Source organism: Bacillus sp. FSL R5-0434 (assembly GCF_038004745.1).
Lineage (GTDB): Bacteria > Bacillota > Bacilli > Bacillales > Bacillaceae > Bacillus > Bacillus halotolerans.
The window spans coordinates 3,574,841-3,598,246 of sequence record NZ_JBBORV010000001.1 but is presented as its reverse complement, the minus strand read 5'-3'; the positions used below and the strand labels follow the sequence as shown (position 1 = coordinate 3,598,246).

17 protein-coding genes are annotated in these 23,406 nt (G+C 36.4%); 9 read left to right on the top strand and 8 right to left on the bottom strand.

Going from position 1 to position 23,406, the window contains the following annotated elements:
- Window positions 1-49 precede the first annotated feature (49 nt).
- From NYE43_RS18710 to NYE43_RS18680, 7 genes are all read right to left on the bottom strand, one after another.
- Window positions 50-1,200, bottom strand: a protein-coding gene (locus NYE43_RS18710) for an IS3 family transposase (RefSeq protein ID WP_341062376.1) whose coding sequence is annotated in 2 segments (ribosomal slippage) — window positions 50-927 and window positions 927-1,200 — 1,152 coding nt in all. Because the reading frame shifts where the segments join, the coding sequence is not laid out codon by codon here.
- Between the two features lie 116 nt (window positions 1,201-1,316).
- Window positions 1,317-3,176, bottom strand: coding sequence for a CDP-glycerol glycerophosphotransferase family protein (locus NYE43_RS18705; protein WP_216393929.1), 1,860 nt, complete (start codon window positions 3,174-3,176; stop codon window positions 1,317-1,319).
- Between the two features lie 18 nt (window positions 3,177-3,194).
- Entirely contained in the window at window positions 3,195-4,364 is a 1,170-nt protein-coding gene (locus tag NYE43_RS18700) for a CDP-glycerol glycerophosphotransferase family protein (protein WP_202853593.1), read from the bottom strand.
- A gap of 3 nt (window positions 4,365-4,367) precedes the next feature.
- Complete coding sequence (locus NYE43_RS18695) at window positions 4,368-5,393, bottom strand: ribitol-5-phosphate dehydrogenase (protein ID WP_059353651.1); 1,026 nt, start codon at window positions 5,391-5,393, stop codon at window positions 4,368-4,370.
- Window positions 5,390-6,103 carry an IspD/TarI family cytidylyltransferase gene (locus tag NYE43_RS18690; RefSeq protein ID WP_059353650.1) on the bottom strand — a complete coding sequence of 238 codons (714 nt, stop codon included), beginning with the start codon at window positions 6,101-6,103 and terminating at the stop codon, window positions 5,390-5,392. Before NYE43_RS18690 ends, NYE43_RS18695 begins: the two co-directional genes overlap by 4 nt.
- An 88-nt stretch (window positions 6,104-6,191) precedes the next feature.
- Window positions 6,192-7,334, bottom strand: a complete 1,143-nt coding sequence (locus NYE43_RS18685; RefSeq protein WP_216393927.1) for a CDP-glycerol glycerophosphotransferase family protein — start codon at window positions 7,332-7,334, stop codon at window positions 6,192-6,194.
- A gap of 110 nt (window positions 7,335-7,444) precedes the next feature.
- On the bottom strand, window positions 7,445-8,218 hold the full coding sequence (locus tag NYE43_RS18680) for a WecB/TagA/CpsF family glycosyltransferase (protein WP_127696422.1): 774 nt from the start codon (window positions 8,216-8,218) through the stop codon (window positions 7,445-7,447).
- A gap of 517 nt (window positions 8,219-8,735) precedes the next feature.
- Here NYE43_RS18680 and tagD point away from each other — a divergent pair.
- The 6 genes from tagD (at window position 8,736) to tagH (ending at window position 17,207) form a co-directional block, all read left to right on the top strand.
- Window positions 8,736-9,125 (top strand): glycerol-3-phosphate cytidylyltransferase, encoded by a 390-nt coding sequence (tagD, locus tag NYE43_RS18675; RefSeq protein WP_059353647.1) that lies wholly within the window; start codon window positions 8,736-8,738, stop codon window positions 9,123-9,125.
- Window positions 9,126-9,220: 95 nt separating this feature from the next.
- Window positions 9,221-10,405, top strand: coding sequence for a CDP-glycerol glycerophosphotransferase family protein (locus NYE43_RS18670; protein ID WP_339234485.1), 1,185 nt, complete (start codon window positions 9,221-9,223; stop codon window positions 10,403-10,405).
- Window positions 10,406-10,430: 25 nt separating this feature from the next.
- The gene (locus tag NYE43_RS18665) at window positions 10,431-11,771 is read left to right on the top strand and encodes a glycosyltransferase family 2 protein (protein WP_255002075.1); all 1,341 of its coding nucleotides are present in this window, start codon (window positions 10,431-10,433) and stop codon (window positions 11,769-11,771) included.
- A gap of 135 nt (window positions 11,772-11,906) precedes the next feature.
- Complete coding sequence (locus NYE43_RS18660) at window positions 11,907-14,609, top strand: bifunctional glycosyltransferase/CDP-glycerol:glycerophosphate glycerophosphotransferase (RefSeq protein WP_255002074.1); 2,703 nt, start codon at window positions 11,907-11,909, stop codon at window positions 14,607-14,609.
- Window positions 14,610-14,776: 167 nt separating this feature from the next.
- Window positions 14,777-15,604 carry a teichoic acids export ABC transporter permease subunit TagG gene (gene tagG, locus NYE43_RS18655; RefSeq protein ID WP_059353643.1) on the top strand — a complete coding sequence of 276 codons (828 nt, stop codon included), beginning with the start codon at window positions 14,777-14,779 and terminating at the stop codon, window positions 15,602-15,604.
- 19 nt (window positions 15,605-15,623) lie between these two features.
- On the top strand, window positions 15,624-17,207 hold the full coding sequence (gene tagH / locus NYE43_RS18650; RefSeq protein ID WP_268497440.1) for a teichoic acids export ABC transporter ATP-binding subunit TagH: 1,584 nt from the start codon (window positions 15,624-15,626) through the stop codon (window positions 17,205-17,207).
- A gap of 38 nt (window positions 17,208-17,245) precedes the next feature.
- On the opposite strand, the gene galU is transcribed toward tagH, so the two are convergent.
- Window positions 17,246-18,124 carry a UTP--glucose-1-phosphate uridylyltransferase GalU gene (gene galU / locus NYE43_RS18645; RefSeq protein WP_044159515.1) on the bottom strand — a complete coding sequence of 293 codons (879 nt, stop codon included), beginning with the start codon at window positions 18,122-18,124 and terminating at the stop codon, window positions 17,246-17,248.
- A gap of 360 nt (window positions 18,125-18,484) precedes the next feature.
- Here galU and NYE43_RS18640 point away from each other — a divergent pair, with 360 nt between their 5' ends.
- From NYE43_RS18640 to NYE43_RS18630, 3 genes are all read left to right on the top strand, one after another.
- Window positions 18,485-19,858, top strand: coding sequence for an alpha-glucosyltransferase N-terminal domain-containing protein (locus NYE43_RS18640; protein ID WP_216394001.1), 1,374 nt, complete (start codon window positions 18,485-18,487; stop codon window positions 19,856-19,858).
- 35 nt (window positions 19,859-19,893) lie between these two features.
- On the top strand, window positions 19,894-21,414 hold the full coding sequence (locus NYE43_RS18635) for a glycosyltransferase (RefSeq protein WP_341062368.1): 1,521 nt from the start codon (window positions 19,894-19,896) through the stop codon (window positions 21,412-21,414).
- A 72-nt stretch (window positions 21,415-21,486) separates the two neighbouring features.
- Window positions 21,487-23,397, top strand: coding sequence for a glycosyltransferase (locus NYE43_RS18630; RefSeq protein WP_341062367.1), 1,911 nt, complete (start codon window positions 21,487-21,489; stop codon window positions 23,395-23,397).
- The last annotated feature ends 9 nt before the right edge of the window (window positions 23,398-23,406 follow it).

Here is a 23,406-nt window from a genome sequence, read left to right as displayed (position 1 = left end):
TGCTGCGGGGGACTGACCCCTGTTTTTGAGACAGGGATCAAAACACCTTTTATACAGCCAATTGCCGATAGCTTATCGGTGATTGGCTGTTTAGTTTCGTTTGAATACGAATGTTGTTATAATAATAAATGTATTCTTTGACAGTGCGTTCTACGATGGCGGTCGTGGTTCGATCAATGCTGTTAAGATAGAACGTTTCAGACTTTAGTGAGGAATGAAACGATTCGATGGAGGCATTATCAGCGGGCGTCCCTTTGCGGGACATGCTCATGGTAATGCCTTTTGTTTTAACAGCTTTCTGATACTCATAAGATGTATACACAGATCCTTGGTCACTATGTAACACGCAGTTCTGAGGCAGTGTTGGCAGCTGATCAAGTGTGTTTAAGACAAAGTCTGTGTCCTGCTTATCTCCAATCGTGAAAGCAATTACTTCTCCATTGTATACATCCAATATACTGGAAAGGTACAATTGTTTCTGTCCATAAGGCAAATACGTGATATCCGTTACTAGTTTTTCAAGAGGATGATCGGACTGAAAGTTCCGATCTAATATATTATCAACCACGGCATATGGCTGCCCATTCTTCTTGCGCTTTTTCACCTTAACCCGGCACTGCCACTGATTTTTCTGCATGATACGCTGAACCGTTTTATGGTTAATACGCATTTCCTTTTTTAATATAGCTGTAATTTTTCGATATCCATATCGATACTTGTGCTCTCGGCACAACGTGCCGATTTGTTTTTCCGAATGGCACTTGGGATGATCTTTCATCAGGTTCTTCTTCCAACGATAATAAGACGCTCGTGAGATACCTAAATGAACACAGATATTCTGTACGGTCATTGTGCCGTGCAATACTTCTACAAGTTCGACTGACGTTTGGCTATCAACTTCCTTTCCAATTCGTTGTACTTTTTTAAAACTTCATTTTGTTGTCTCAGATAACGGTTCTCTGCCTGCAGTTTCTCTAATTCGGAAGAATACTCCGGACCTTTTCCGTAAGTGTATTGCTTACCAACAGGCTGTTCAAATCGATGTGTATCCCCAGCTTTATGCCATCTAACCCATGTCTGAACCTGCGTCTTATTCCTGATATTCAATTCCTGCATGATCTCTTTCATAGGCACGCCTGCCAATCTCATTTCTACAGCCTTCTGTTTGACTTCAATCGGATAACTCATTCTTGTTCCCATACAAAAAACACCTCCAAGTCTTATTTCGGATAACAACTATCCGTTTTCAAACTTGAAGGTGTTTTTTATTTGTCTCATCTTATGGGGTCAGTCCCGCAGCAAAAGGTGTTTTTTTATTATCTTTTAAGAACTTTATCCTCTAACGGTTCCTCTTCCTGAGGGAAAACAATTTGATCAATGACACGTTCACTTGCTTTCCCATCCAGATCATCAAAGAAATAATGTACAAATGAATCAATTTGATCGAAGTTATATTTCTCTTCTTTAATAATAGAAATCATTTGCTCAGACGTTTTCGCAAGCGGGCCTGGGATAAAGTCAAAGTAATCGTAATAGAAATCACGTTTCCGAATATAATCATCAACATCATAGCTGAAGAAGATCATCGGTTTATTTAATAAAGCATACTCAAAGCATACTGAAGAATAATCCGTAATCAGAACATCCGTCACAAGCAATAGCTCATTGATTTCTCTGAAAGAAGAGAAATCATAAAAGAAATCGCTGTACTGATAAGGGATATTGGCGTCGTTCCGAACGAACGGATGTATTTTAAATAAGAAGATATATTCATCCTTTAATTCATGATACAGACGGTCAAAATCAAGTACCTCAAAAGGATAATGGGCTGATTGCTGTCCATTTCCGCGGAAAGTAGGCGCAAAGAGGATAACCTTCTTATCTTTAAGGAATGGATATTCCGTATAAAGACGTTCCTTCACAAATGCTTTTTTCGCTTCATCAAAGAAGAAGTCTGTTCGCGGAACACCGGTAGCAATCACATTCTCAATGTCCACGCCAAAGCCCTCTGCATAGTGCTTCCGTATATTTTCAGAGCTGACAATAACCTTCGTGTAGTTTCTGTGGTTTTTCGAATGCGGTGACGGTCCTCCCGGCAGTCCGATTCGGCTGTAGCCGAATGTCTTAAAGGCGCCGACAGCATGCCACAGCTGGACAAGATCAGCATTTTTACGGATTTTTAACGGATAAATAATCGGATAAAAATCATCTATAAAAATGATCTTGCTAGTCGCAAAATGATAAGCCATTGACATTAGTTCAGACAGGCTTTTTCTGTCACGTATGCTGCTCTTTAAGAAAAATTTAAAATCAAAGTTTTCTTCCCGCTTCAGCAGTTCCTCGTAAACAAATTCAAAGTTGCCTGTCAAATCAAGACGGCTGTCGGAAGCAAAGACGATCTTGTTCGACTTAATTGGAAGCAGGCGGAACACATCATAAGCAAAATGGAACAAGCTCGTATTCAGCTTGCGCAAAAAGCGGTTTGCTTCTTTTCCGGTATCAAGCTCCAAAAGGCTCGGATCAATTTCCTGCAGTTTGTTGCAAGACAAATTAATCGTCTTTTCGCTCTCATCATAGTTGACAATCAAATTGAACTTCATCAGCTTTTTAGCTGAATGAAATTCCATCTTTGTCGCATACACATCATTAGAGAGGAAACTGCTGACATTTCCGACCGTATGCACTTCCTGGTGTTTGATATTTTGGTCATCGACTGCCTCGATTTCGAGAAAGAGCTTATACTCGCCTTGGGGAAGAGGCTTGTCATTCATCAATTTAGAAAAGTTAATCTGCTGTGAAAATCCTGCCCATTTATAGGCTTCAGGCACATTTGCAGTATTGATGGATAACTGTTCTACAGGACAATCGCGCAACGAAACAGCTGTGAATAAAACACCGTTGTTCACCAATAATAAACGTTTGCGGACCTGATCCTCTTTTTGCAGAGGCAGACCCTTAATATACATATAACCCGCAATCTTAAGGATCGACCCATTCCAAGAAAACTCAGAAATTTTTCTGACAGGCACTTGCTGATTTTCTTCGACACGCTTCGTTTTATCAAAAAGAGAAAAGACTCTGTTATCTGTTGGATGAACAATCAGAGCTGTATTTTCTTTTTTCGCTTTCTTTCTTGATCTGAAAAGTCTGTTCTTAATCTTTCTGGCAAGCTTCACTTTGTACCTCACTTTCTCCTAATCGGCACCAGATGTTAAAAATGATGAAATAAAATCGGCTACCCGCTCTGAAGATTTGCCGTCTTGATGGGTAATAAACTTCTGCGAAAAAGCTTCAATCCGCTTCGTATCAGCTTCATGCACATTCTCGATGTCTCGTACAAGCGATGTAACGTCTTTAGAAATCGGCCCGGGCACAAATGATTCAAATGGATAGTAGAAATCTCGTTCTTCTAAATAGTCTTCTAAATCCGGGCAGTAAAAATACATCGGACGCTTCAGCAGGCTGTATTCGAAAATGACTGAAGAATAATCGGTTATCAGTCCATCAGAGATTGCCATCAAATCATACAAAGAGTACGAATCGGATAAATCCAGCACAAAATCATCCTCTTCCGTACGCGCGTGCTGGCGCATATACGGATGAAGATGGAGCATGACGACATAATCTTTATGGTTTAGCGCTGATTTTAATTGTAGCAGATCAAGCGGGGTAGCGTAACCCTCTTGATGATGTCCGCTGCCTCGAAAGGTAGGAGCATACAAAAGCTTTTTCTTATGCTTAAGTTCAGGATAAGCCCGATCAAACTGATCTTGAACAGTGCGAATATGTTCCTGATCATAAAAATAATCTGTTCTCGGTATACCAAGCGGCAAAATCTGCTCTTGCTCCATTTGAAAAGCTTCAGCAAAATGCGGAACGGCAGCGGGTGCGCTGACAATCGCATAGTCATAGTTAGAATGCACAGGAACGATCTTCAGGTAATCGGAAGAAGGTCCAAACGGCTTGTTCACAATGCTGTAGCCAAATTTTTTAAACGCACCGCAAGCATGCCAAAGCTGGATGGCTACTGTTTCCTTTCGTTTGGGAACAACGTACAAAGGAAAATAATAATCATCCAACAACAGCACACGGCATGTGGCAAGATGATATAAAGAGCTGAAAAGATGAAGCAAATACGAAGCTCGTCCGATCAACCCCTTATCCATCTTGCGAAATAGCAGGGTAATACGAAGAGACGGATCTTGCTCCAGCTTTTCATAGACTGCTTTGAAATTATCACTTAAATGATCCTCACGATAGGAAGCTATGACAACTTTGTTATGCTGTACTGGTAATAAAGCGCTCAATAGTTTATAAGCAGTGCCGAATACTCCTTTTATAATTCGTGTAAGGAATGTTTTCACTGTTTAAATGTCCCATTCAATAACAGTTTTTCCCCAAGATGAAGTCAAATCTGCTTCAAACGCGTGTGTAATTTCCTCAATACTGCGTACCGGAAAGCGTCCGCCGACTAATGTTTCTAAATAATCAACGACTTCTGGGTATTGAGCTAAAAAGTCTACAGTACGGGCAAAATCCTCGCGTCCGCTGCGGCTGCTGCCGATCAGCGTAATCCCTTTTTCAAGCACCATTCTTGTTTCAATTTCCACTGGGTATTCCGATACGCCTAAGAGCGCTACACATGCTTCAGGATGAACATGGGCGATGATCTGTTCAATCGCGCTTTCACTGCCGCGTCCGCCTACACATTCAAAGGCATGATCGATTCTCACATCTTCAGGAATGTCGTTGATTTGATAAGCTGCATCAACAAAAGAGAAATGATCAAGTTTATAAGGCGTTTTTCCGAAAATAAACACTTTGCTGTCCGGATATTTCTTCTTCAAAAGAAGCGTCATGATAAATCCGAGGTTTCCGTCTCCCCAGACACCAAATGTGTCACGCTTCTTATGCGCCATCCGTTCAAATCGGGAAAGCGCATGGACTGCAATGGTGATTAGCTCGGTAAAAGCTGCTACATGCGGATTAATGCTGTCCGGAAGTTCAACGAGCCGATCCGCGGCCATAAACATGTAATCCTGCATGAAACCGTCATAACCGCTGGAACGGAATCTGCTGGACCGCAGATAATTTTCCGCAATCACTTCATGCTCTTCAACCGGTGTATTCGGCACCATGACAACCCGTGTTCCGACTTTAAAAGTGCCGGTCGGATCAAACATCACTTTTCCGATTCCTTCATGGATCAGGGCCATCGGCAGTTTTTTATCCATGGCTTCTTTGCCGCGGGAACCAGTGTAATAACGCTGGTCGGCAGCACAGATGGATAAATGGGTAGGCCGGACGACGACCTTATCTGAATGGACAACTTTATCTTTATACGTCACTTCAAATTGTCGGGCAGAAACTAAACGATACGTTTGATTAATCATTGTGAAATTCGCTCCTGTAAAATGGCATTTGCCACTTTTAAGTCATATGGTGTCGTTACTTTAATATTAAAGACTTCACCGCGAACCAGCTTCACTTTTTCACCAGCTAGTGAACAGATTTTACAAGCGTCAGTCAGTACGGCTTTTTGATCATCTGAGAGCTGATTATAAAGTTCGACCAATTTGCTGATGCGGAAGCTTTGCGGTGTTTGTCCCTGATACATATTATCGCGTACAGGAATATCAGAGATAAACTCTTGGTCTTCTGAAGCGATAATTGTGTCAATGGCTGATATGACTGTGTCGACAGCGCCATATTGAAGAACAGCATCAATGTTTTCCTCGATAATACGATGAGTCAAAAATGGGCGCACAGAATCATGGGTAATAATCACGTCATCATCCTGAATGCCAAATTCTTTTTCGATGTAACGGATACCGCTCATAATTGATTCATTGCGGTCGCTTCCGCCTTCCACCACGACCAGGCGATCATCGTTTCCAATGAATTTCTTTAAAATATCTTTTGTATGGTTAATCCACTCTTTAGGTGAAACGATTAAAATCTTATCGAAACGGTCATTTAATAAAAATTTTTCAACCGTATGAATAATAATAGGACGTTTATTTAACGGCAAAAACTGTTTTGGCATATTGACATTTCCCATGCGGGAACCTTTTCCACCGGCTAGAATCTCAGCATAAATCATAAAATGACTCCTTCCTTACCACAACTCATAATGTTTTATAAAGGGTTTTCATATTATTTGCAATACCGATCTTTATTATATATAAAGATCAGTATGATTTCTCGTTTATATAGCGTAAAAGCTGCTTGCTGGCATTTCCTTTAGAGTACAGATTCCATTCATGGGAAAAACGCTCCACTTCAGATTGAAGCTTGTTTATATCTTGCATCTGTTCTAGGAGCATTTCTGAATCAATGCAAGGCACCCCAGGTATCATCTCTGTATAATTTCTAATCAAACCGCGTGTTTTGTCGTAAGCAACCATATCATACGCATAAAACAGAATGGGTTTGTCCAACAGAGCAAATTCAAAAGGAACTGAAGAGTAATCCGATATTAACAGATCGCTCATTTTTAAAAGGTCTGCAAGAGGGAGATCTGATACATCTTTTATCCACTCATTATTGACAGGTAAATCTGCAGATTGTTTCATAACAGGATGCAATTTTACTGCAAGCAAAAATTCTCCTTTTAAATCATATGCCAGCTGTTTTTCTGAAAATGGCAGCGAAAAGCTTTCAAACTGATGATCCCTGAAAGTCGGGGCATACAGAATGATTTTTTTCCCTGCCGGCAGATGGTGTTTGCATTTTAGTTCATGACCGTTTTTGCCGGCCTCATAGTAAGCATCAGTTAATGGCACGCCAAATCGAAGAAATTTATCCTCTGTGATATCGAAAAATTCCTTGAATATGTCGGCCATGTGTTCAGAACCGACGACAATCCGGTCAAATGAAGCATATACCTTACGAAAGCGTCTCACGTCAGACCGGGAACGGTTCTGAGTATTGATATCCTTTAACCCAAAGCGCTTAAACGCCCCGTTCGCATGCCAGACTTGTATGCACTCAATATCCGGCCGGCTGGCCAAAACAGTTGTTAGAACAAAATAGTTATCAACAACCACGGCTTTACTGCTCAGCATAGAAAAGACCGCTTTACATATATGAAGCGGGTGTTTTTCATTAATAACTGAGACGGAGAGTGCCGGAAATTCATCTGCCAGTGATTTGGCGTGCTGGGTAAGCAGCACATTAATGTTAAAGGAATATTGTTCCTCCTGATATTCCTTTAACAGAGCACGGGCATTATCAGGAAAAGAGACAAGCAGGGTCAGTTGATTCCCCGGTTTTACCCAAAAGAGTAAAGCGCCAATGACTTTTATGAACAAAGAATAAAAAAACGCAAACATAGATTGAGGGTTCACCCTGTCATCAGCTCTAATGGGCTGTCAAAGATTATCCGCTGATACAGCGAATGATTCATATATTTCATTTAAACCATAGCTCCTTTAAAGACCGTTTACAAATGGCGTGATTGATCTTTAACCTGCCCTGTATATTGCGGCTTGGCTGAAGCTCGTTCATGCTTCAGCACGGCTGTAACATATTTAGGAATGCTCAGCATTCTTCTCCAGCGCGAAGGGTTGGTGATCAGCCTGTACATCCATTCAAGGTGAAAACGGATAAAAAACGACGGCGCTCTTTTTACATTGCCGCTAAACACATCAAAACTGCCGCCGAGCCCTACAGCTACAGCTTGAGGGAATAAATGCCTGTATTTATGGATAAAGAACTCCTGAACAGGGTAACCTAACGCGACAAACACCATATCCGGCTTTGCAGCAGCAATCTTGTCTGCCACTTCACTTTGATCCTTGACATAGCCGTCAGAGTATCCGGCAATTTCAACTCCAGGATAATCACGGCGGACTCGTTCGATTGTTTGCTCAATAACATGTTTTGCTGCACCGTAAAAGAAAACACGCTTTTTCTTTTGGTGAGCCTTATCCAACAGGGACGTAAACAAATCATAGCCGGCTATTCTGGATTGAAGAGGCCTTCCGATTAACTTGGAGACCATAACAACACCAATACCATCCGGCAAAATAAAATCAGCAGATGAAAGAACTGTTTCATATCGCGGATTTTGCATCGCTTCAAACCCGATCTCTGGATTTGCCGTAACAATAAACGCTCCTTTGGCCTGATCCAAATATGAAGTTTCCAAATGGGATACAAATGAAGACAATTCACCGTCTACAAAATCTAATTGATTAATGGGTTTCGTTTGCATTATGTCAACCCTCCTTTTCATCTATATGTCTATAAAAAACATGTGTCATTCGTATAGTTTGTGTAAAGACCATAATTCATCACTTTACCTGAAAACATCTTACCCTATCATACCACAAAAATCTTTAGGAACTTTTAACATTCACATTACAATTCCTTCACGTTTTGACGATGAATTAATATGAGGAGGGTGTACAAAATAAATGACGTAACACAAAGCAAATCGTTTCACTCAAATTGATGACAAAAGAATCGATGTTTCCATAAACGAAAGCTTGGTATAATGAAATGAGATAAGGCATTAGACCTGTAAATTTTATACAACAACATAGATTTATCCCAAATATTATTAGCAATTGACATTTTTAAAGAGCCTTAACTTTTATAGGAACTTATGCTATTATTGTTCATTATTAATGGTACGTAAAATTTATGTCGAAATTATAAACAGTTTGTTAAGTTTTTTGGTTTTTATCTGGCACTCTCAGTTGAAAACGGTTGGAAGGTGATGTTATCTAATGAAGAAAGTGATAACGTACGGAACATTTGATTTATTTCACTATGGACATATGAAGCTGCTTGAACGAGCAAAAGACCTCGGAGATTACTTAATCGTAGGCTTGTCTACAGATGAGTTTAATTTGCAAAAACAAAAAAAATCGCATCATTCTTATGAACATAGAAAACTCATTTTAGAAACAATCGATTTTGTGAATGAAGTCATTCCAGAAAAAAACTGGGAACAAAAAATCTCAGATATCAAAAAGTACGGAATTGATACGTTTGTCATCGGTGATGACTGGAAAGGGAAGTTTGATTTCTTAAAGGAATATTGCGAGGTCATATACCTTCCAAGAACAGAGGGCATTTCAACTACTCAAATCAAAAAAGACATGGCTAGTCTATAGAAGTACTAATTAAAAGAGGCTTGAAGTAATGTTCAGTTGCTTCTTTTTTTCTTGTGTGCGTGAATTATAAATTTTTGCTCTTTAAGGAGTTTATGATGAAATCGTTTATTTTAAATAAATGCAGAAGTTTATTAATTAAGGTATATTCGGTGCTGTTTCAACTTTTCGCTCTTCTGCCAAGAAACAACAAATTAATTTTATTTGAAAGCTATTCTGGCAAACAGTTTAGCTGCAATCCCAGAGCAATCTACGAATATCTTCAGGAAAATAAAGATAGATATGACTATAAGTTAATATGGAGTATTGATAAGCGTTACATGTCGGCATTAGAAGGTGTGGATGCAGCATATATTAAAAGGTTTTCTTTCAAGTGGCTTTGGTACATGGCCACTGCAAAGTATTGGATAACAAATAGCCGCCTCCCATTATGGATCCCAAAACCCAAAAAAACATTGTATGTGCAAACGTGGCATGGCACTCCGTTAAAAAAGCTTGCTAATGATATGGATGAAGTGCATATGCCGGGGACTACAACTGAAAAATACAAACAAAATTTTCTGCGGGAAGCTAGCAAGTGGGATTATTTAATTTCTCCTAATGCTTATTCGACTGAAATTTTTAAAAGTGCGTTTCAATTTAACAAAGAAATCATAGAGGCTGGTTATCCGAGAAATGATATTTTGTATTCTTCAAATAAGGAATCATTAATTAAAAAGGTAAAGCAAGAGTTAGGAATTAATGAGGATAAAAAAGTTATTTTATATGCACCAACATGGAGAGATAATGAGTTTAAGAAGGTTGGCCAATATAAATTTAAACTCCAATTTGATTTAGAAGAAATGAAAAGAGAACTTGGAGAGTCTGTAGTAATTCTTCTAAGAATGCATTATCTAGTTTCAGAACAGTTTAATTTAGGCAAATATAATGATTTTGTTAAGGATGTTTCTTTATATAAAGATATAAGGGATTTGTATTTAATTAGTGATTTGTTAATAACAGATTATTCTTCTGTTTTTTTTGATTATATAAACTTAAAAAAACCCATTGTATTTTTTGTGTATGATCTCCCGATTTATCGTGACTCTATTAGAGGTTTTTATTTTGATTTTCAACAAAAAACCCCAGGAAGCTTTGTGCAAACAAGTGAAGAACTTATTAAGACAGTTAAAGATTTGCTGCATAACCCTTATATAGATAATAATTACGAGCTTTTTTACAATGAATTTTGCAATTTAGAAGATGGACAGGCTTCTAAAAGAGTTATTGAGACGATTCTTTAAAACTTCTATACAAAGAGGTACTAACATGTTTTCTATAATTATGCCAATATATAACTCCGAGAATTACTTGAAGGCTTCAATAGAGAGTGTTATCCAACAATCAATCGGTTTTAAAGAAAATATAGAACTTATATTAATAGACGATGGTAGTGTGGACCACAGCTCTCAAATTTGTGAATTATATAAAAAAACATATCCGAATAATATCAAATTTTTTAAGATTGAAAATTCAGGGCCTTCTGCCGCTAGAAATTGTGGATTGTTGAATGTAAGTGAAAAATCTAAATTCATTGGTTTTCTAGATTCAGATGATGTACTCTCTAAAAATGCTATACAAAGTGTTTATAATTTTTTTTGCAATTGCGGAAAAGATACAAATATAGCTGTTTTGCCAGTTTATTTTACAGGTGAAAAAAAAGGCGATCATAAGTTAAATAATAGATTTGAAAAAGGGACCAGGATTATAAACATTCTTAAAGAGTATAAATCTGTCCATTTTTATATTGGAGGAACTTTTTATAGAAGGCAAATTATAAATCATAAGGTTCTGTTTGATGAATCCATGGATTTCTGGGAAGACGCTATATTTATCAATCAGTTATTGCTAAATGAAAAAAGTTACGGAGTAGTTGCAGAAGGGAAATATTTCTATAGAAAGCGGAAAGAAAAGAATTCATTAGTGGATGGTTCATGGTTAAACAAAAATAGGTATTCTTATTTGCTGGATGTAAGCTATATGACTTTGTTTATGAAGTCAATCGAAAAATACAATGCTATTCTTCCTTATATACAATATTTGATTATTTACCATATAAAATTGTTTTTGTATCCTAGTTATCGAGAGATTTATAAGACGGTTTTAAATAAAAGTGAGCAAAGAGATTTTATTCATTCTTATATTAATATTCTCAAACATATCGATACGCAATATATAAACGAACAAGATATGCCTATATATTATAAAGAATTTATGTTTTTTCTAAAAGAAGAAAATACAGAAGGTCTTGAAAGAATAAAAAAAGAAAAAATATTTCAAAGTTCCTGCACTGTTACTAAAACAAAGATTAAAGGGTGGAAACTCGAATTAACTGGACACTTTATTAACCAGTATTATGAAATGCAAGAAAGTGATTTCATATATGTAAAGTACTTTAAAACTTTAAAAATATGCAAGCGCAAAGAATTGAAAAAATCTATTGAAGTATGGGGATATAAGTTAAGAGATTTTAAATATGCTGGCTTTGTTGTTGAAATACCAATTTGGGCCTTTGCTTTCGAATTTATTTTAAAAACATCAGATAGTGCTATAAAGCTTAATCATGTAAACATATTTAGAAGTTTACTCGTGAAAATTTTCAAAAGATAGTTAAAGAAGATAATTATATTCATATTACCAAAATATTGATTTTTATTCAAAGGATTAAACAATTTATTCACAATGTTTTTCTATCTATTACCCGGATTCTTTTTAATATAAACATTTTGTTAGGAGTAAATTTGTATGGAAGATAAGAATTATAAATTTGATTTTAGTGTAATAATGCCAATTTACAATGTGGAAATGTATTTAACTGACGCTATAGAAAGCGTGATTAATCAGACTTTAGGCTTCAATAACATTCAATTAATACTTGTTAATGATGACAGCCCTGACAAAAGTGAGATCATATGCAGAGAATATGAACAAAGGTATCCAAACAACGTAGTTTATGTAAAGAAACAGAACGGCGGAGTTAGCAGTGCGCGAAATTTCGGATTAAAGTATGCTGAGGGGAGATATGTTCAATTCCTTGATCCGGATGATTTAGTTTCAAAAGAAACATTTGAAAATGTTTTAAACTTTTTTAACCAACACAAAGAAGATATTGATATTGTAGCAATACCAATATTTTTCGAAGAAGGAAGAATTGGAGAACATAACCTTAATAATAAATTTACTTCGACAAGAATTTTGGATGTGGAAAAAGAGCCACAACATATATTAACCCATTGCTGTTCTACTTTTATAAAAAAAGATGCTTTAACAAATATTTGTTTTGATGAGAACTGTAGAATCGGGGAAGACGCCAAGCTGGTTAATTTAATTATATCAGGTAAAAAAAAGTACGGTTTAGTTAAGGAAGCTAAATATCACTATAGAGTAAGAGAAGACGGTTCGTCTGCAATGCAGAATGCTAAAGCAAATAAAGATTGGTTTAACCATTCACTTATTACATTTTCTAAGAGTTTAATTAATATGACAAAGAATCATGAAGAAAAAATACCTCTGTTTCTTCAATATATGATTATGCATGATCTGAAGTGGAAATTATTAATTAGGGATATTAGTGAAACACCTTTAAATCAAAATGAATATCAAGAATTTTTAAAATTAATTCGAGAAGTACTTTCATATATCGATGATAGTGTCATTATTGAAGCAAAAAGTATAAGTCATTTTTATCTTTATCATGCTTTAAAAATAAAACATGGTGAAAATTATAATAAGTATGTATATGAAATAGAAACTGACCAAGATTTTTATTTGTACAGAGAAGATGAAATTGTATCTAAATTATCAAATCAAACTCTAACTATTGAAATCTTAGAAGAAAATAAGGATTCTATTCATATAGAAGGTTTTTGGAGCTCGCTATTTAAAGCAAAAGGTTTTGATTTTTATGCTAAAATTGGTGAAAAAAGAGTAAAAGCAAAGATTATAAAAAGACAGCATAATGATTATGTTAGTTTAGGAGAAGTAATCAAAAAATATCCTGGTTTTTCTATAGATATCCCAAAAAAATATCTTACTGGCAATCACCATATAGAATTTTTTATCACTAAGGGCAATAAGAGAAAAATGACAAAGCTTCGTTTCTTTAAGTATTCAGGTTTATCAAATGAATTATTTAATTCCTATGCCGCTAAACGAGATTATATTTTTTATTACAATTATAAAAAATTACTGTTCGAACAAAACAACTTTAAAAATAGATTTATAAAAGAATTTCGTTTCTTGAAAACTCTTAATAAAATAAGCGGTAAGTCAAAGAAACGAAAATCAGCAATTAAAAAGGCTATGTTGGCACGAGTGGCACATCATGTGTTCAGTTTTTTTAACAAAAAACCAGTATGGTTATTCGTAGATAGACAAGACAAAGCTGATGATAATGCCGAACATCTTTATAAGTATGCTATCAATCAGAACGATGGTGTAAAAAAGTACTTTATTATAAAAAAGGATAGCAAAGATTATGACCGAATTAAAAAATATGGAAAGGTAATTCCCTATCGATCTCTCAGACATAAAATTTTGACTTTGGCTTCCTCCAAAGTAATATCTACACATGCAGATATATGGGTTGTAAATCCATTTTTCAATATGGAGATATATTTTAGAGATCTATTTAAATTTGAGTTTGTCTTTTTGCAGCATGGAATAACAATGGCTGATCATTCAGAGTGGTTAAATAAATATAGTAAGAATATAAAATTGTTAATAACATCAGCAAAACCTGAATATCGTTCTATTATTAAAGGGAATTACAATTATAAAAAAGAAAATATCTTTTTAGGCGGATTTCCGAGATACGATAATCTAAAGAAGAGTGAAGGGGAAAAGCAGCTTTTAATAATGCCTACATGGAGAAAGGATATTGTATTACCAAAAGATCAGGCAAAGGGAGTTAGACCTTACAATCCAAAATTTAAAGAGAGTGAATACTTTGCAAGGTATAATGCATTAATTAATGATGATAGACTAATTGAATTTGCTAAAAAAAACAACTATAAAATAACCTTTTTTCCACATCCAGACATCCAACAACAAATTGAGGATTTTAAAAAGCATGAGTACGTAGAGTTTGCTGATTATAACAGCAGCTATCAAATGTTATTTAATTCATCAAATATAATGATTACTGATTTTTCATCTGTAGCTTTCGATTTTGCATACGAGAAAAAGCCTGTAATCTATTATCAATATGAAAATTCATATCATTTTAAACTTGATTATTATGATTATAAGAAAATGGGCTTTGGAGATGTAATAAATAATCATGATAGCTTAATTGATAAAGTTATCTATTATATGAAGAATAATAGTCGTATGGAAGATAAGTATAGAAAAAGAGTAGACAACTTTTTTGCATATACTGATAAAAATAACAGACACCGCATTTATAATGCTATTCTGCAATTAGACAATAATAAAGTTGCTAAATAAGTTTTGTTTTATATAGGCATTAAACTAATGAAAGGAGAAGTTCAACGGGAACTTCTCCTTTTAAAAAGTGAAAAAAAACTCAACATCTGTTACAATAATCTGCGGTGCTTTCAAATTTCTTTAACCGAAAGATCCCAAAAATCATTTAAGTCTAAGGAAGATAAACAATGAATGCATTAGTAAGAATCGTAAAAGAGCAAGTGACATCGTTTCCTTTAATTTTGCGCTTGGCTTCGTATGAGACAAAGTCTCAGTATCAGATGAATTATCTTGGTGTATTATGGCAGTTTTTAAATCCCCTCATTCAAATGCTGGCGTACTGGTTTGTATTTGGCATGGGAATTCGTAACAGTAAGCCGATCATAACGGGTATCGGAGAAGTGCCTTTTATTGTTTGGATGCTGGCTGGTTTGATTCCATGGTTTTTTATTAGTCCGACGATTCTTGATGGATCAAACAGTGTGTTTAAGCGGATCAATATGGTCGCGAAAATGAATTTTCCGATCAGTTCGCTGCCATCTGTCGTGATTGCTTCAAATTTATTTAGTTATTTTGTGATGATGGGTGTTTATGTCATAGTTCTGTTAGCAAGTGGTATTTACCCAAGCTTGCATTGGATACAATATATTTACTATTTAATCTGCATGATTGTATTTATGTTTTCGTTTAGTTTGTTTAACTCTACAATCAGTGTGCTTGTCAGAGATTATCAATTTTTACTCCAGGCAGTTACCAGATTATTGTTCTTCTTGCTTCCGATTTTTTGGAATATATCAGAGCAGCTTGGAAAAAATCATCCGAACCTTCTGCCTGTGCTGAAACTGAATCCGATTTATTATTTGATAGAAGGATTCCGGAACAGCTTCTTAGACGGGAAATGGTTTTTCCAAGATATGAAATACACGCTGTATTTCTGGCTGTTCACTTTTCTTTTATTAACAGTAGGTTCTATCCTGCACATGAAATTCAGAGACAAGTTTGTTGACTTTCTTTAATACGTAAGGAGATTGTACGATGAAACTAAAAGTTTCGTTTCGAAATGTTTCAAAGCAGTATCATTTGTATAAAAAACAATCGGACAAGATTAAAGGATTGTTTTTTCCGGCTAAGGATAATGGTTTTTTTGCTGTGCGGAATGTCTCCTTTGACGTGTATGAGGGAGAAACAATCGGCTTTGTAGGGATAAACGGGTCGGGGAAATCGACTATGTCTAACCTGCTGGCTAAAATTATTCCGCCGACCAGCGGTGAAATTGAAATGAACGGCCAGCCGTCGCTGATTGCGATCGCGGCCGGTTTAAATAATCAATTAACGGGCCGGGACAACGTCCGGCTCAAGTGTTTGATGATGGGTCTAACAAATAAAGAAATTGATGACATGTATGACAGTATCGTTGAATTTGCGGAGATTGGCGATTTTATTAATCAGCCGGTTAAAAACTATTCCAGCGGGATGAAATCGCGTCTCGGTTTCGCGATTTCCGTTCATATTGATCCGGATATTTTAATTATTGATGAAGCGCTCTCCGTAGGAGACCAAACGTTTTATCAGAAATGTGTAGACAGAATTAATGAGTTTAAAAAACAAGGAAAAACCATTTTCTTTGTCAGCCATTCCATCGGCCAGATTGAGAAAATGTGTGACCGCGTTGCTTGGATGCATTACGGCGAACTTCGGATGTTTGATGATACAAAAACCGTTGTGAAAGAGTACAAAGCGTTTATTGACTGGTTTAATAAGCTCTCGAAAAAAGAAAAAGAAACATATAAAAAAGAGCAGACGGAAGAGCGCAAGAAAGAAGATCCTGAAGCTTTTGCCCGTTTCCGCAAAAAGAAGAAAAAGCCAAAATCACTGGCCAACGCAGTACAAATTGCGATTTTATCTATCCTGTTAGTTTTTGTTGCGGGTACGATGTTTTTTGATGCCCCGCTTCGAACGATTGCTTCGTTTGGCGCAATTCCGCAGAATGAAGTCAAGAATCATCATAGCGATGCAAAGGGCAAGATGGAGGAAAGCCTAACTGCAATGAATAAAAAAGGCTTTATAGCTGATGAAGAAGTGACAGTCTATAAAGACCAAGATCTGAAAAAGAAGGCCGGTGCTACACTGCCTTTCGGTACTGCAGTGACGGTAAGCGCAAAAGGCAAACAAGCAGCAAAAGTTAAGTTTCACGGACATTCTTATTTTGTGAAGCAGAATGCTGTTGCGACTGATGTGAAGAAGGCGGAATTGCCGGCTTCTGCTTTTACACCCCATGTCCAGCAAAACGCAGCAGCTTCCTATGAATACTTCCTGAAGTTCCTCGGAGACAGCAGTGACAGTATTCAATCGAAACTGAACGGCTTTACAGAAGGAGAAACAGCTGACGGCAGAAAGACTTTGGATTTTGATTATGAAAAGATCAGCTATGTATTGGAAGATAATAAAGCTTCACAGCTTATCTTTCACAACATTTCTCCCGTTACTCCAGCGTCATTATCATTAAGTGATGGAGATGTATTGTATGACAGCAGCAAGGATCGTTTTCTTGTGAATACAGCTGATCAGGTCTTCGCAGTTGATAATGAAGAGCATACGCTGACTTTAATGTCGAAATAAGAAAAGGCTATTGGATGAATGTCCAATAGCCTTTTTGTTTAGATTTCTTCTTTGTTTAATAAGTTTTCCATGAATGGAACAAGCTGTCCGCGGAGTTCTTTATCTTGCATCGCAAATTCAAGAGTTGTTGTGATAAAGCCAAGCTTTTCACCAACATCATAGCGTTTGCCTTCAAAATCGTAAGCAAACACTCTTTGAATTTCATTCAGCTTTTGAATGGCGTCTGTCAGCTGAATTTCTCCGCCTGCGCCAACCTGCTGCTCCTCTAAGTACATAAAGATCTCAGGCGTAAATACGTAACGGCCTAAGATGGCAAGATTAGAAGGTGCTGTGCCTTTAGACGGCTTCTCAACAAAGTTTTTCACCTGGTAACGGCGACCTTCACTTGTCAGCGGATCGATAATACCGTAGCGGTGAGTTTCTTCTTCAGGCACTTGCTGAACACCTATAATAGAAGAAAGTGTTCTTTCATACTCATCCATTAACTGGCGCAATCCTGGTTTTTCCGCCTGAACAATATCGTCTCCAAGCAGAACCGCAAAAGGTTCATCGCCGATAAAGTTACGCGCGCACCACACAGCATGTCCAAGCCCTTTAGGCTCTTTTTGACGGATGTAGTGGATGTCAGCCAGATTGGAAGATTTTTTCACTTTTTCAAGGAGTTCAATCTTTCCTTTTTCTTCAAGGTTTCTTTCAAGCTCAGGAGAGTAATCAAAATGATCCTCGATCGCACGCTTGCTTTTACCTGTTACAATAATAATGTCCTCAATACCGGACTCAACAGCTTCTTCAATTATGTATTGAATGGTTGGCTTATCTACGATAGGAAGCATTTCTTTCGGCATTGCTTTCGTAGCCGGCAAAAATCTCGTTCCGAGACCGGCTGCAGGGATTATGGCCTTACGTACTTTTTTCACTTTCAAAGCACCTTCCTTAAGAACAGATTTAGGTTCAGCTTTATGAAATGCTGAGTATTTAAAATTTTGGAGTTTCTTTTTTCTCAGTACCCTATTTTCAATCTGTTAAACACATTTAATCATATAAGAAAAACCAATATTAAACAAGGGTCAATTCAGTGGGATTTAGATCTGGAAAATATAGAAAATACAAAAAATATCATTAGTTAATTTTCAGTAACAGATAGAGGTTATCGGCTTAAAATGTTCCAAAAAGTTCTTGAGATTTAACTGTTTCTTCATTCTAGAGCCAGCTGATTAAACATGATATAATGTACTTCTGAAAATGACTGTACGATTTTTAGCGAAAGGTAATTATAAATTATGACGATTAAGGTTTCTCATCCTAAATTAGCATATGTTTGTTCAGGGCTTCACTCTGCAAAAAAAAACAACATTAATTCAATTGATTGGAATTATCCAATGGACATTGTTACTTTAAATCATGAGCCTAATGAACCTTCCTTTTTTAAAGATGCTGCTGTTATCAATTTGTACAGCTTCTTTAAAGGGCCTGAACCTCAGAAACATAAAATAGAGCATCAGGTTGAAGAAGAAGGTTTAACGTATGTTCAAGAACAAGACAAACCAATATTTCGATATTACCGTGACGGGCGTTATATAAAATATCAAAGATTTACAGCAGGGGGAACACTTGCTGTCGCGGATTATTTTAATGATAATAGGCAAAGGTTTAAACGAGAGGAATATGATGCAAACGGCTATGTACACAGCTTGATGTACATGGACTTGGAGACCAACAAACCAAAGCAGCATCTCTTTTTGAGGGCTGACGGCACCTGTTATATGACTAAGTGGTATAAGTATGATGGATCGACTGAAAAAATTATTATTTTTGACGAAAAAGACAGTATAGAGGGTGTATTATATTCAGAAAATGAACTTTCCCAGTATTTTCTGAGCCGCTTGATACATGAAACGGACTATCTGCTGTTAACTTCAGAAATGAAAATTTATTCAATGCTGAAGCTTCTTTCAGCGAAATATTCGACAGCGTACTTAGGTTTTATAGAGACGAATGATATTTTGGACAACCCTGAAGAAGAAATAAACTATCTTGATGCTTACGTAGTCCCTTCTTTGACGAGATATAATGACACGATTGAAAGAACGGGACCCCGTTCGAACATTTACTATGTTTCTGAAGAACCGTTTGCCCGCAAACGTTTTGTGGACAAACTTATTGATCAAGTGTCTTTTAACAATAAATTGAGAGATATGAATGTTGAGCTGTTAACAGCAGAATGGCGATCAAAATCTGACTTGTACTTGTCAGCAAAGGCAGCATTTAAAGGTGAAGTTCCGGCCCATTCCGTTGGTCGTAATAAAATGTACTGGAAACTAAAAAATAAGAAGAGCGGCACCGAATGTACGTTTAGCGCTCAGGTAAACAGAGAGGTAGATTTAATTTTTACTGTAAGCGGGACACTTCGTATTCACTCAGCATTAGATGACCTCTCTACGATTGAATTGTATCTCTGTTCTGAGTGGGATAATAGCTTCTTTGCTATGAATGTAAAAGTGAATGACAAAAAGGAAATTCCGTTAACGGAACAAAATATCTCAGGCTGGCGAATTACTTTGGATGAAGAAAATAATCATTTGCTAATTCACACAGCTGAAGGATTTAGGAGAAAACTAATCAATCGTCTGTTTGTTAAAAAGAATCAATAGCAGCGAAAGGTTTTACAAGAAGAAGGAGCTTGAAGATGAGAAGGATCTTTTCACTAATTTATGAAATAGACATTGAAAAAGGCGGCATTACAAGCTCTATGATGTCAAGGTCGTATACTTTTGCAGAGCATGGCCATAAAATTGACTTGGTTACACTTGATTATAAAGACAACTATGATCAGATTGAGCAAGAGCTGAAAAAGGCTGGAAGGCTGCATCCTGATGTGAATCTTATCAATATCTATGATTACTATAAAAATCAGCACACCGATATCAAAATAGGTGTTGAGCAGCGAAATGACTATGAACAAATTCTTGAACGCTTCGAAGAATCTTATGCTGTTTTTCATAACAAGGCAAAATTAGAAACTGAATACTTCAAAAATGGTTTATATATAAAAAAGAAAAAGTGGGATGAGTCGGATCATCTTTTATATATGGACTATTTCAATGAAAATATGCAAATCACAAAGCGGGAATATTTTAATGGTGAGTATATAAATAAAACTGTCTTCTTCGATACGAGAACAGCAAAAATAAATCAAGTTTGTTACACAGCACCTGATGGCTTTTGTTATTTAACGGAATGGTATCATTTTCAAACAGGAGCCAGCCAGGGAGTTGTACTGTTTGAACGAAATGAGAAAGAAGCTGCGTTTTTTAAAAACAAGCATTCATTTCATACACATTGGCTTGAAGAACTGTGTGAAAAAGAAACAGACCCTATTATCATCTGTGATGGAGTCGGGAGTGCTTCAAAAGTAAATGAAATGCGTGATGGATTGGCAAAACGCTTTTACTGTGTTCACTCAAATCATTTAGATTATCCTTACACATTGGGCAGCAAAGTTCGGAAAAATCATCAATACGCTATGGAGCATATTAAAGATTACGACGGACTGATCGTATTAACGAATGAACAAAAAGATGATATCATGAAGGATTTTGAATCAAACCATAATATTTTTGTGATTCCTCATGCTCCAAGAAGGCTTGAAAAATTACAAACCTATGAAAAAAAGAAAAACGAATTTGTGATGGTAGCAAGATATCATGAGGAAAAAGGGATAGATAAGGTTATAAAAGCAATGGAAATCGTGAAAAAATCCCGGCCTGATGTTGTTCTTAATATATATGGAAGCGGTCCTGGCCACGATCAGTATCAACATTTAATTGAGGAGCTTCGGCTTGATAATGTGCATCTAAAAGGCTATGTAGCCAATCCTGCTCCCTTTTACCAGCAAGCGCTAGCCACATTATTAACATCAAAATTTGAGGGGTTCAGCCTTGCCATTTGTGAATCGTTCTCTTGTGCAACCCCAGTGATTAGTTTTGATGTGAAATACAGCCCAAGAGAGCTTATAAAACAACATAAAACAGGAATGCTTGTAGAACCTGATCATATTGAAATGCTTGCTGAAAGTATTATTTATCTCTATGACAATCCTGAGCAGGCGATTCAATACGGAAAGAATGCAAAGCAATTAATGGATACAGAATACAGTGAGGAACGATTGTTTGAAAGATGGGAAGAAGTATTTGAAGTGACGAAATAATACATTTCTATACCATTTTTGTTCACTATATGAGCTTTCTATAAAAAAAGAGCGGATAAGGATAGAGGTGTAATGTTGAAAATTACTGCAGCAGTACCCACATACAACTCAGAACATTTTATATCCCGCTGCCTGGATAGTCTTGTTCAACAAACCTTGCCAAATGATGAATACGAAATTATTTGTATAGATGATTGTTCTCAAGATGGCACGGTTTCGATACTAAAAAAATACGGTGAACAGTATCCTAATATAAAGGTTATTGAGAGAGAAAAAAACTCGGGTGGACCGGGAGAACCAAGAAATCAGGCAATTCGTGCGGCCAGCGGTGAATATATATTTTTTATCGATTCTGATGATTATCTCGGAATTGAAGCCTTTGAAAGAATGTATCAGTTTGCAAAGGTTCATGATTCGGACATCGTGCTTGGGAAAATGGTTGGTGTAAACGGCAGACCAGTGCCGCAAGCAATTTTTAAGGAATCGAAAGCTGAAGCTGATCTGATAAAATCACCGCTTGTCTACTCAATTGGCCCGACGAAGCTTTTTAAAGTTTCACTGCTCAGAAAATATGACATAATGTTTCCCTCTAATATACAGGCAACAGAGGATCAGGTTTTTGTCATGAAAGCTTATTTAAAAGCAGACAAGATTTCTGTTCTTGGCGATTATGATTATTACTATGCTGTACAGCATGACGGCGAGCATATGACATTTGCATATGTTGCACCTCAAGACTATTACGGTGCTATGAAAGTCATCATTGATATGATTCATGAGAGCCGTCTTTCTCGTACCGATAAAATGAAATTTATGGCGAAGTTTTTAAATCGCCATTTTGACTTTTCCAGAACTACGGACTTTACCATAACAATTGAGGATGAACAGGAACAGCTAGAGTGGATGACGGAGCTGCATCATTTTGTTGAGCGAAATATTCCGCGGGAAATTGATAAGCTTGTTCATTCGCATACGCGTTTAAAATTATATTTTGTACGTAATAATGACCTAAAGGGTTTAAAGCAATTCGAATCTGATAAAGAGAATATGATTCAATTTACGTCTGTTAAAAACGGGCATATCATCGCAAACTATCCTAGTATAGTGCCGTATCACTTATCTGAGAATGAGCTTGTCATTGATGACAGAAACAAGATCAGTCATTACGTGAGCAAATTTCAAATCAAGAACAATTCTTTTTCAATAAAAGGATCAGTTACTCATACAGCTTTAAAACCAGAGTATCAATCTCTGCAAAAATTATCAGGTATTTGGGTTCATCGTGAAAGAAAAATTGAAAAAATCATATCTCCGGTGTATTCAAAGGATGGCGAGTTTGAATTCCTCACGAAGTTTACTGATTTAGCTGTCAATGAAGGGGATATTGGCGTATGGGATTTCTTTATCGAGTCGGAAATTGATGGGTACAAAAAACGTGCCAGAATCGGCAACAGCAGAGAAAAGTACCCCTATTCTAAACATGCTAAATATATTGGAAATAACGGAAAATATGCATACAGCGCAAGGCCGTACTTTACAAAGACATTTGATAATTTGTCAGTAGAGATAAAAAAACAAGAGATGCTGAAAGTCGAATTTCGAAATCATGATTCTGACCAGTATTTAACATTCATTTTCCCTGGGAGCCAGTTGTTTTTCCCAAAGCAATCTTTATTGTTGCTTGAATGTAATAAACAAGAGTTCTTAATTCCTATAAAAAAACAAATAAGTTCGGCTGAGGGGACGGTTATACAAGTTGACCGAAACTTAGTTGAACAAAAATTTGTCCCATCTTATTTACAAAGCACAGATATCGTTTTATCAATAAATTCATACCAAACTGTACTGGTTCCTAAAAAGGATGTCAGCGTGTATTTTTGCAGTAAAAATATTGAAAAAAAACTATGGTGTTTTAAAATAAGAAAGAAAGTAGATCTATTTATACAATCAGACCAATCCAAATTCTATCTAACAGCCCGTTAAACAAAGAAA

What these genes read in the sequence shown, in the direction of transcription:
- tagG (WP_059353643.1), top strand. Translation starts at nt 14,777, where the DNA reads ATGAATGCATTAGTAAGAATCGTAAAAGAGCAAGTGACATCGTTTCCT.
- NYE43_RS18630 (WP_341062367.1), top strand. Translation starts at nt 21,487, where the DNA reads ATGTTGAAAATTACTGCAGCAGTACCCACATACAACTCAGAACATTTT.
- NYE43_RS18680 (WP_127696422.1), bottom strand. Translation starts at nt 8,218, where the DNA reads ATGCAAACGAAACCCATTAATCAATTAGATTTTGTAGACGGTGAATTG.
- NYE43_RS18695 (WP_059353651.1), bottom strand. Translation starts at nt 5,393, where the DNA reads ATGATTAATCAAACGTATCGTTTAGTTTCTGCCCGACAATTTGAAGTG.
- NYE43_RS18635 (WP_341062368.1), top strand. Translation starts at nt 19,894, where the DNA reads ATGAGAAGGATCTTTTCACTAATTTATGAAATAGACATTGAAAAAGGC.
- NYE43_RS18690 (WP_059353650.1), bottom strand. Translation starts at nt 6,103, where the DNA reads ATGATTTATGCTGAGATTCTAGCCGGTGGAAAAGGTTCCCGCATGGGA.
- NYE43_RS18660 (WP_255002074.1), top strand. Translation starts at nt 11,907, where the DNA reads ATGGAAGATAAGAATTATAAATTTGATTTTAGTGTAATAATGCCAATT.
- tagH (WP_268497440.1), top strand. Translation starts at nt 15,624, where the DNA reads ATGAAACTAAAAGTTTCGTTTCGAAATGTTTCAAAGCAGTATCATTTG.
- NYE43_RS18665 (WP_255002075.1), top strand. Translation starts at nt 10,431, where the DNA reads ATGTTTTCTATAATTATGCCAATATATAACTCCGAGAATTACTTGAAG.
- NYE43_RS18670 (WP_339234485.1), top strand. Translation starts at nt 9,221, where the DNA reads ATGAAATCGTTTATTTTAAATAAATGCAGAAGTTTATTAATTAAGGTA.
- tagD (WP_059353647.1), top strand. Translation starts at nt 8,736, where the DNA reads ATGAAGAAAGTGATAACGTACGGAACATTTGATTTATTTCACTATGGA.
- NYE43_RS18685 (WP_216393927.1), bottom strand. Translation starts at nt 7,334, where the DNA reads ATGTTTGCGTTTTTTTATTCTTTGTTCATAAAAGTCATTGGCGCTTTA.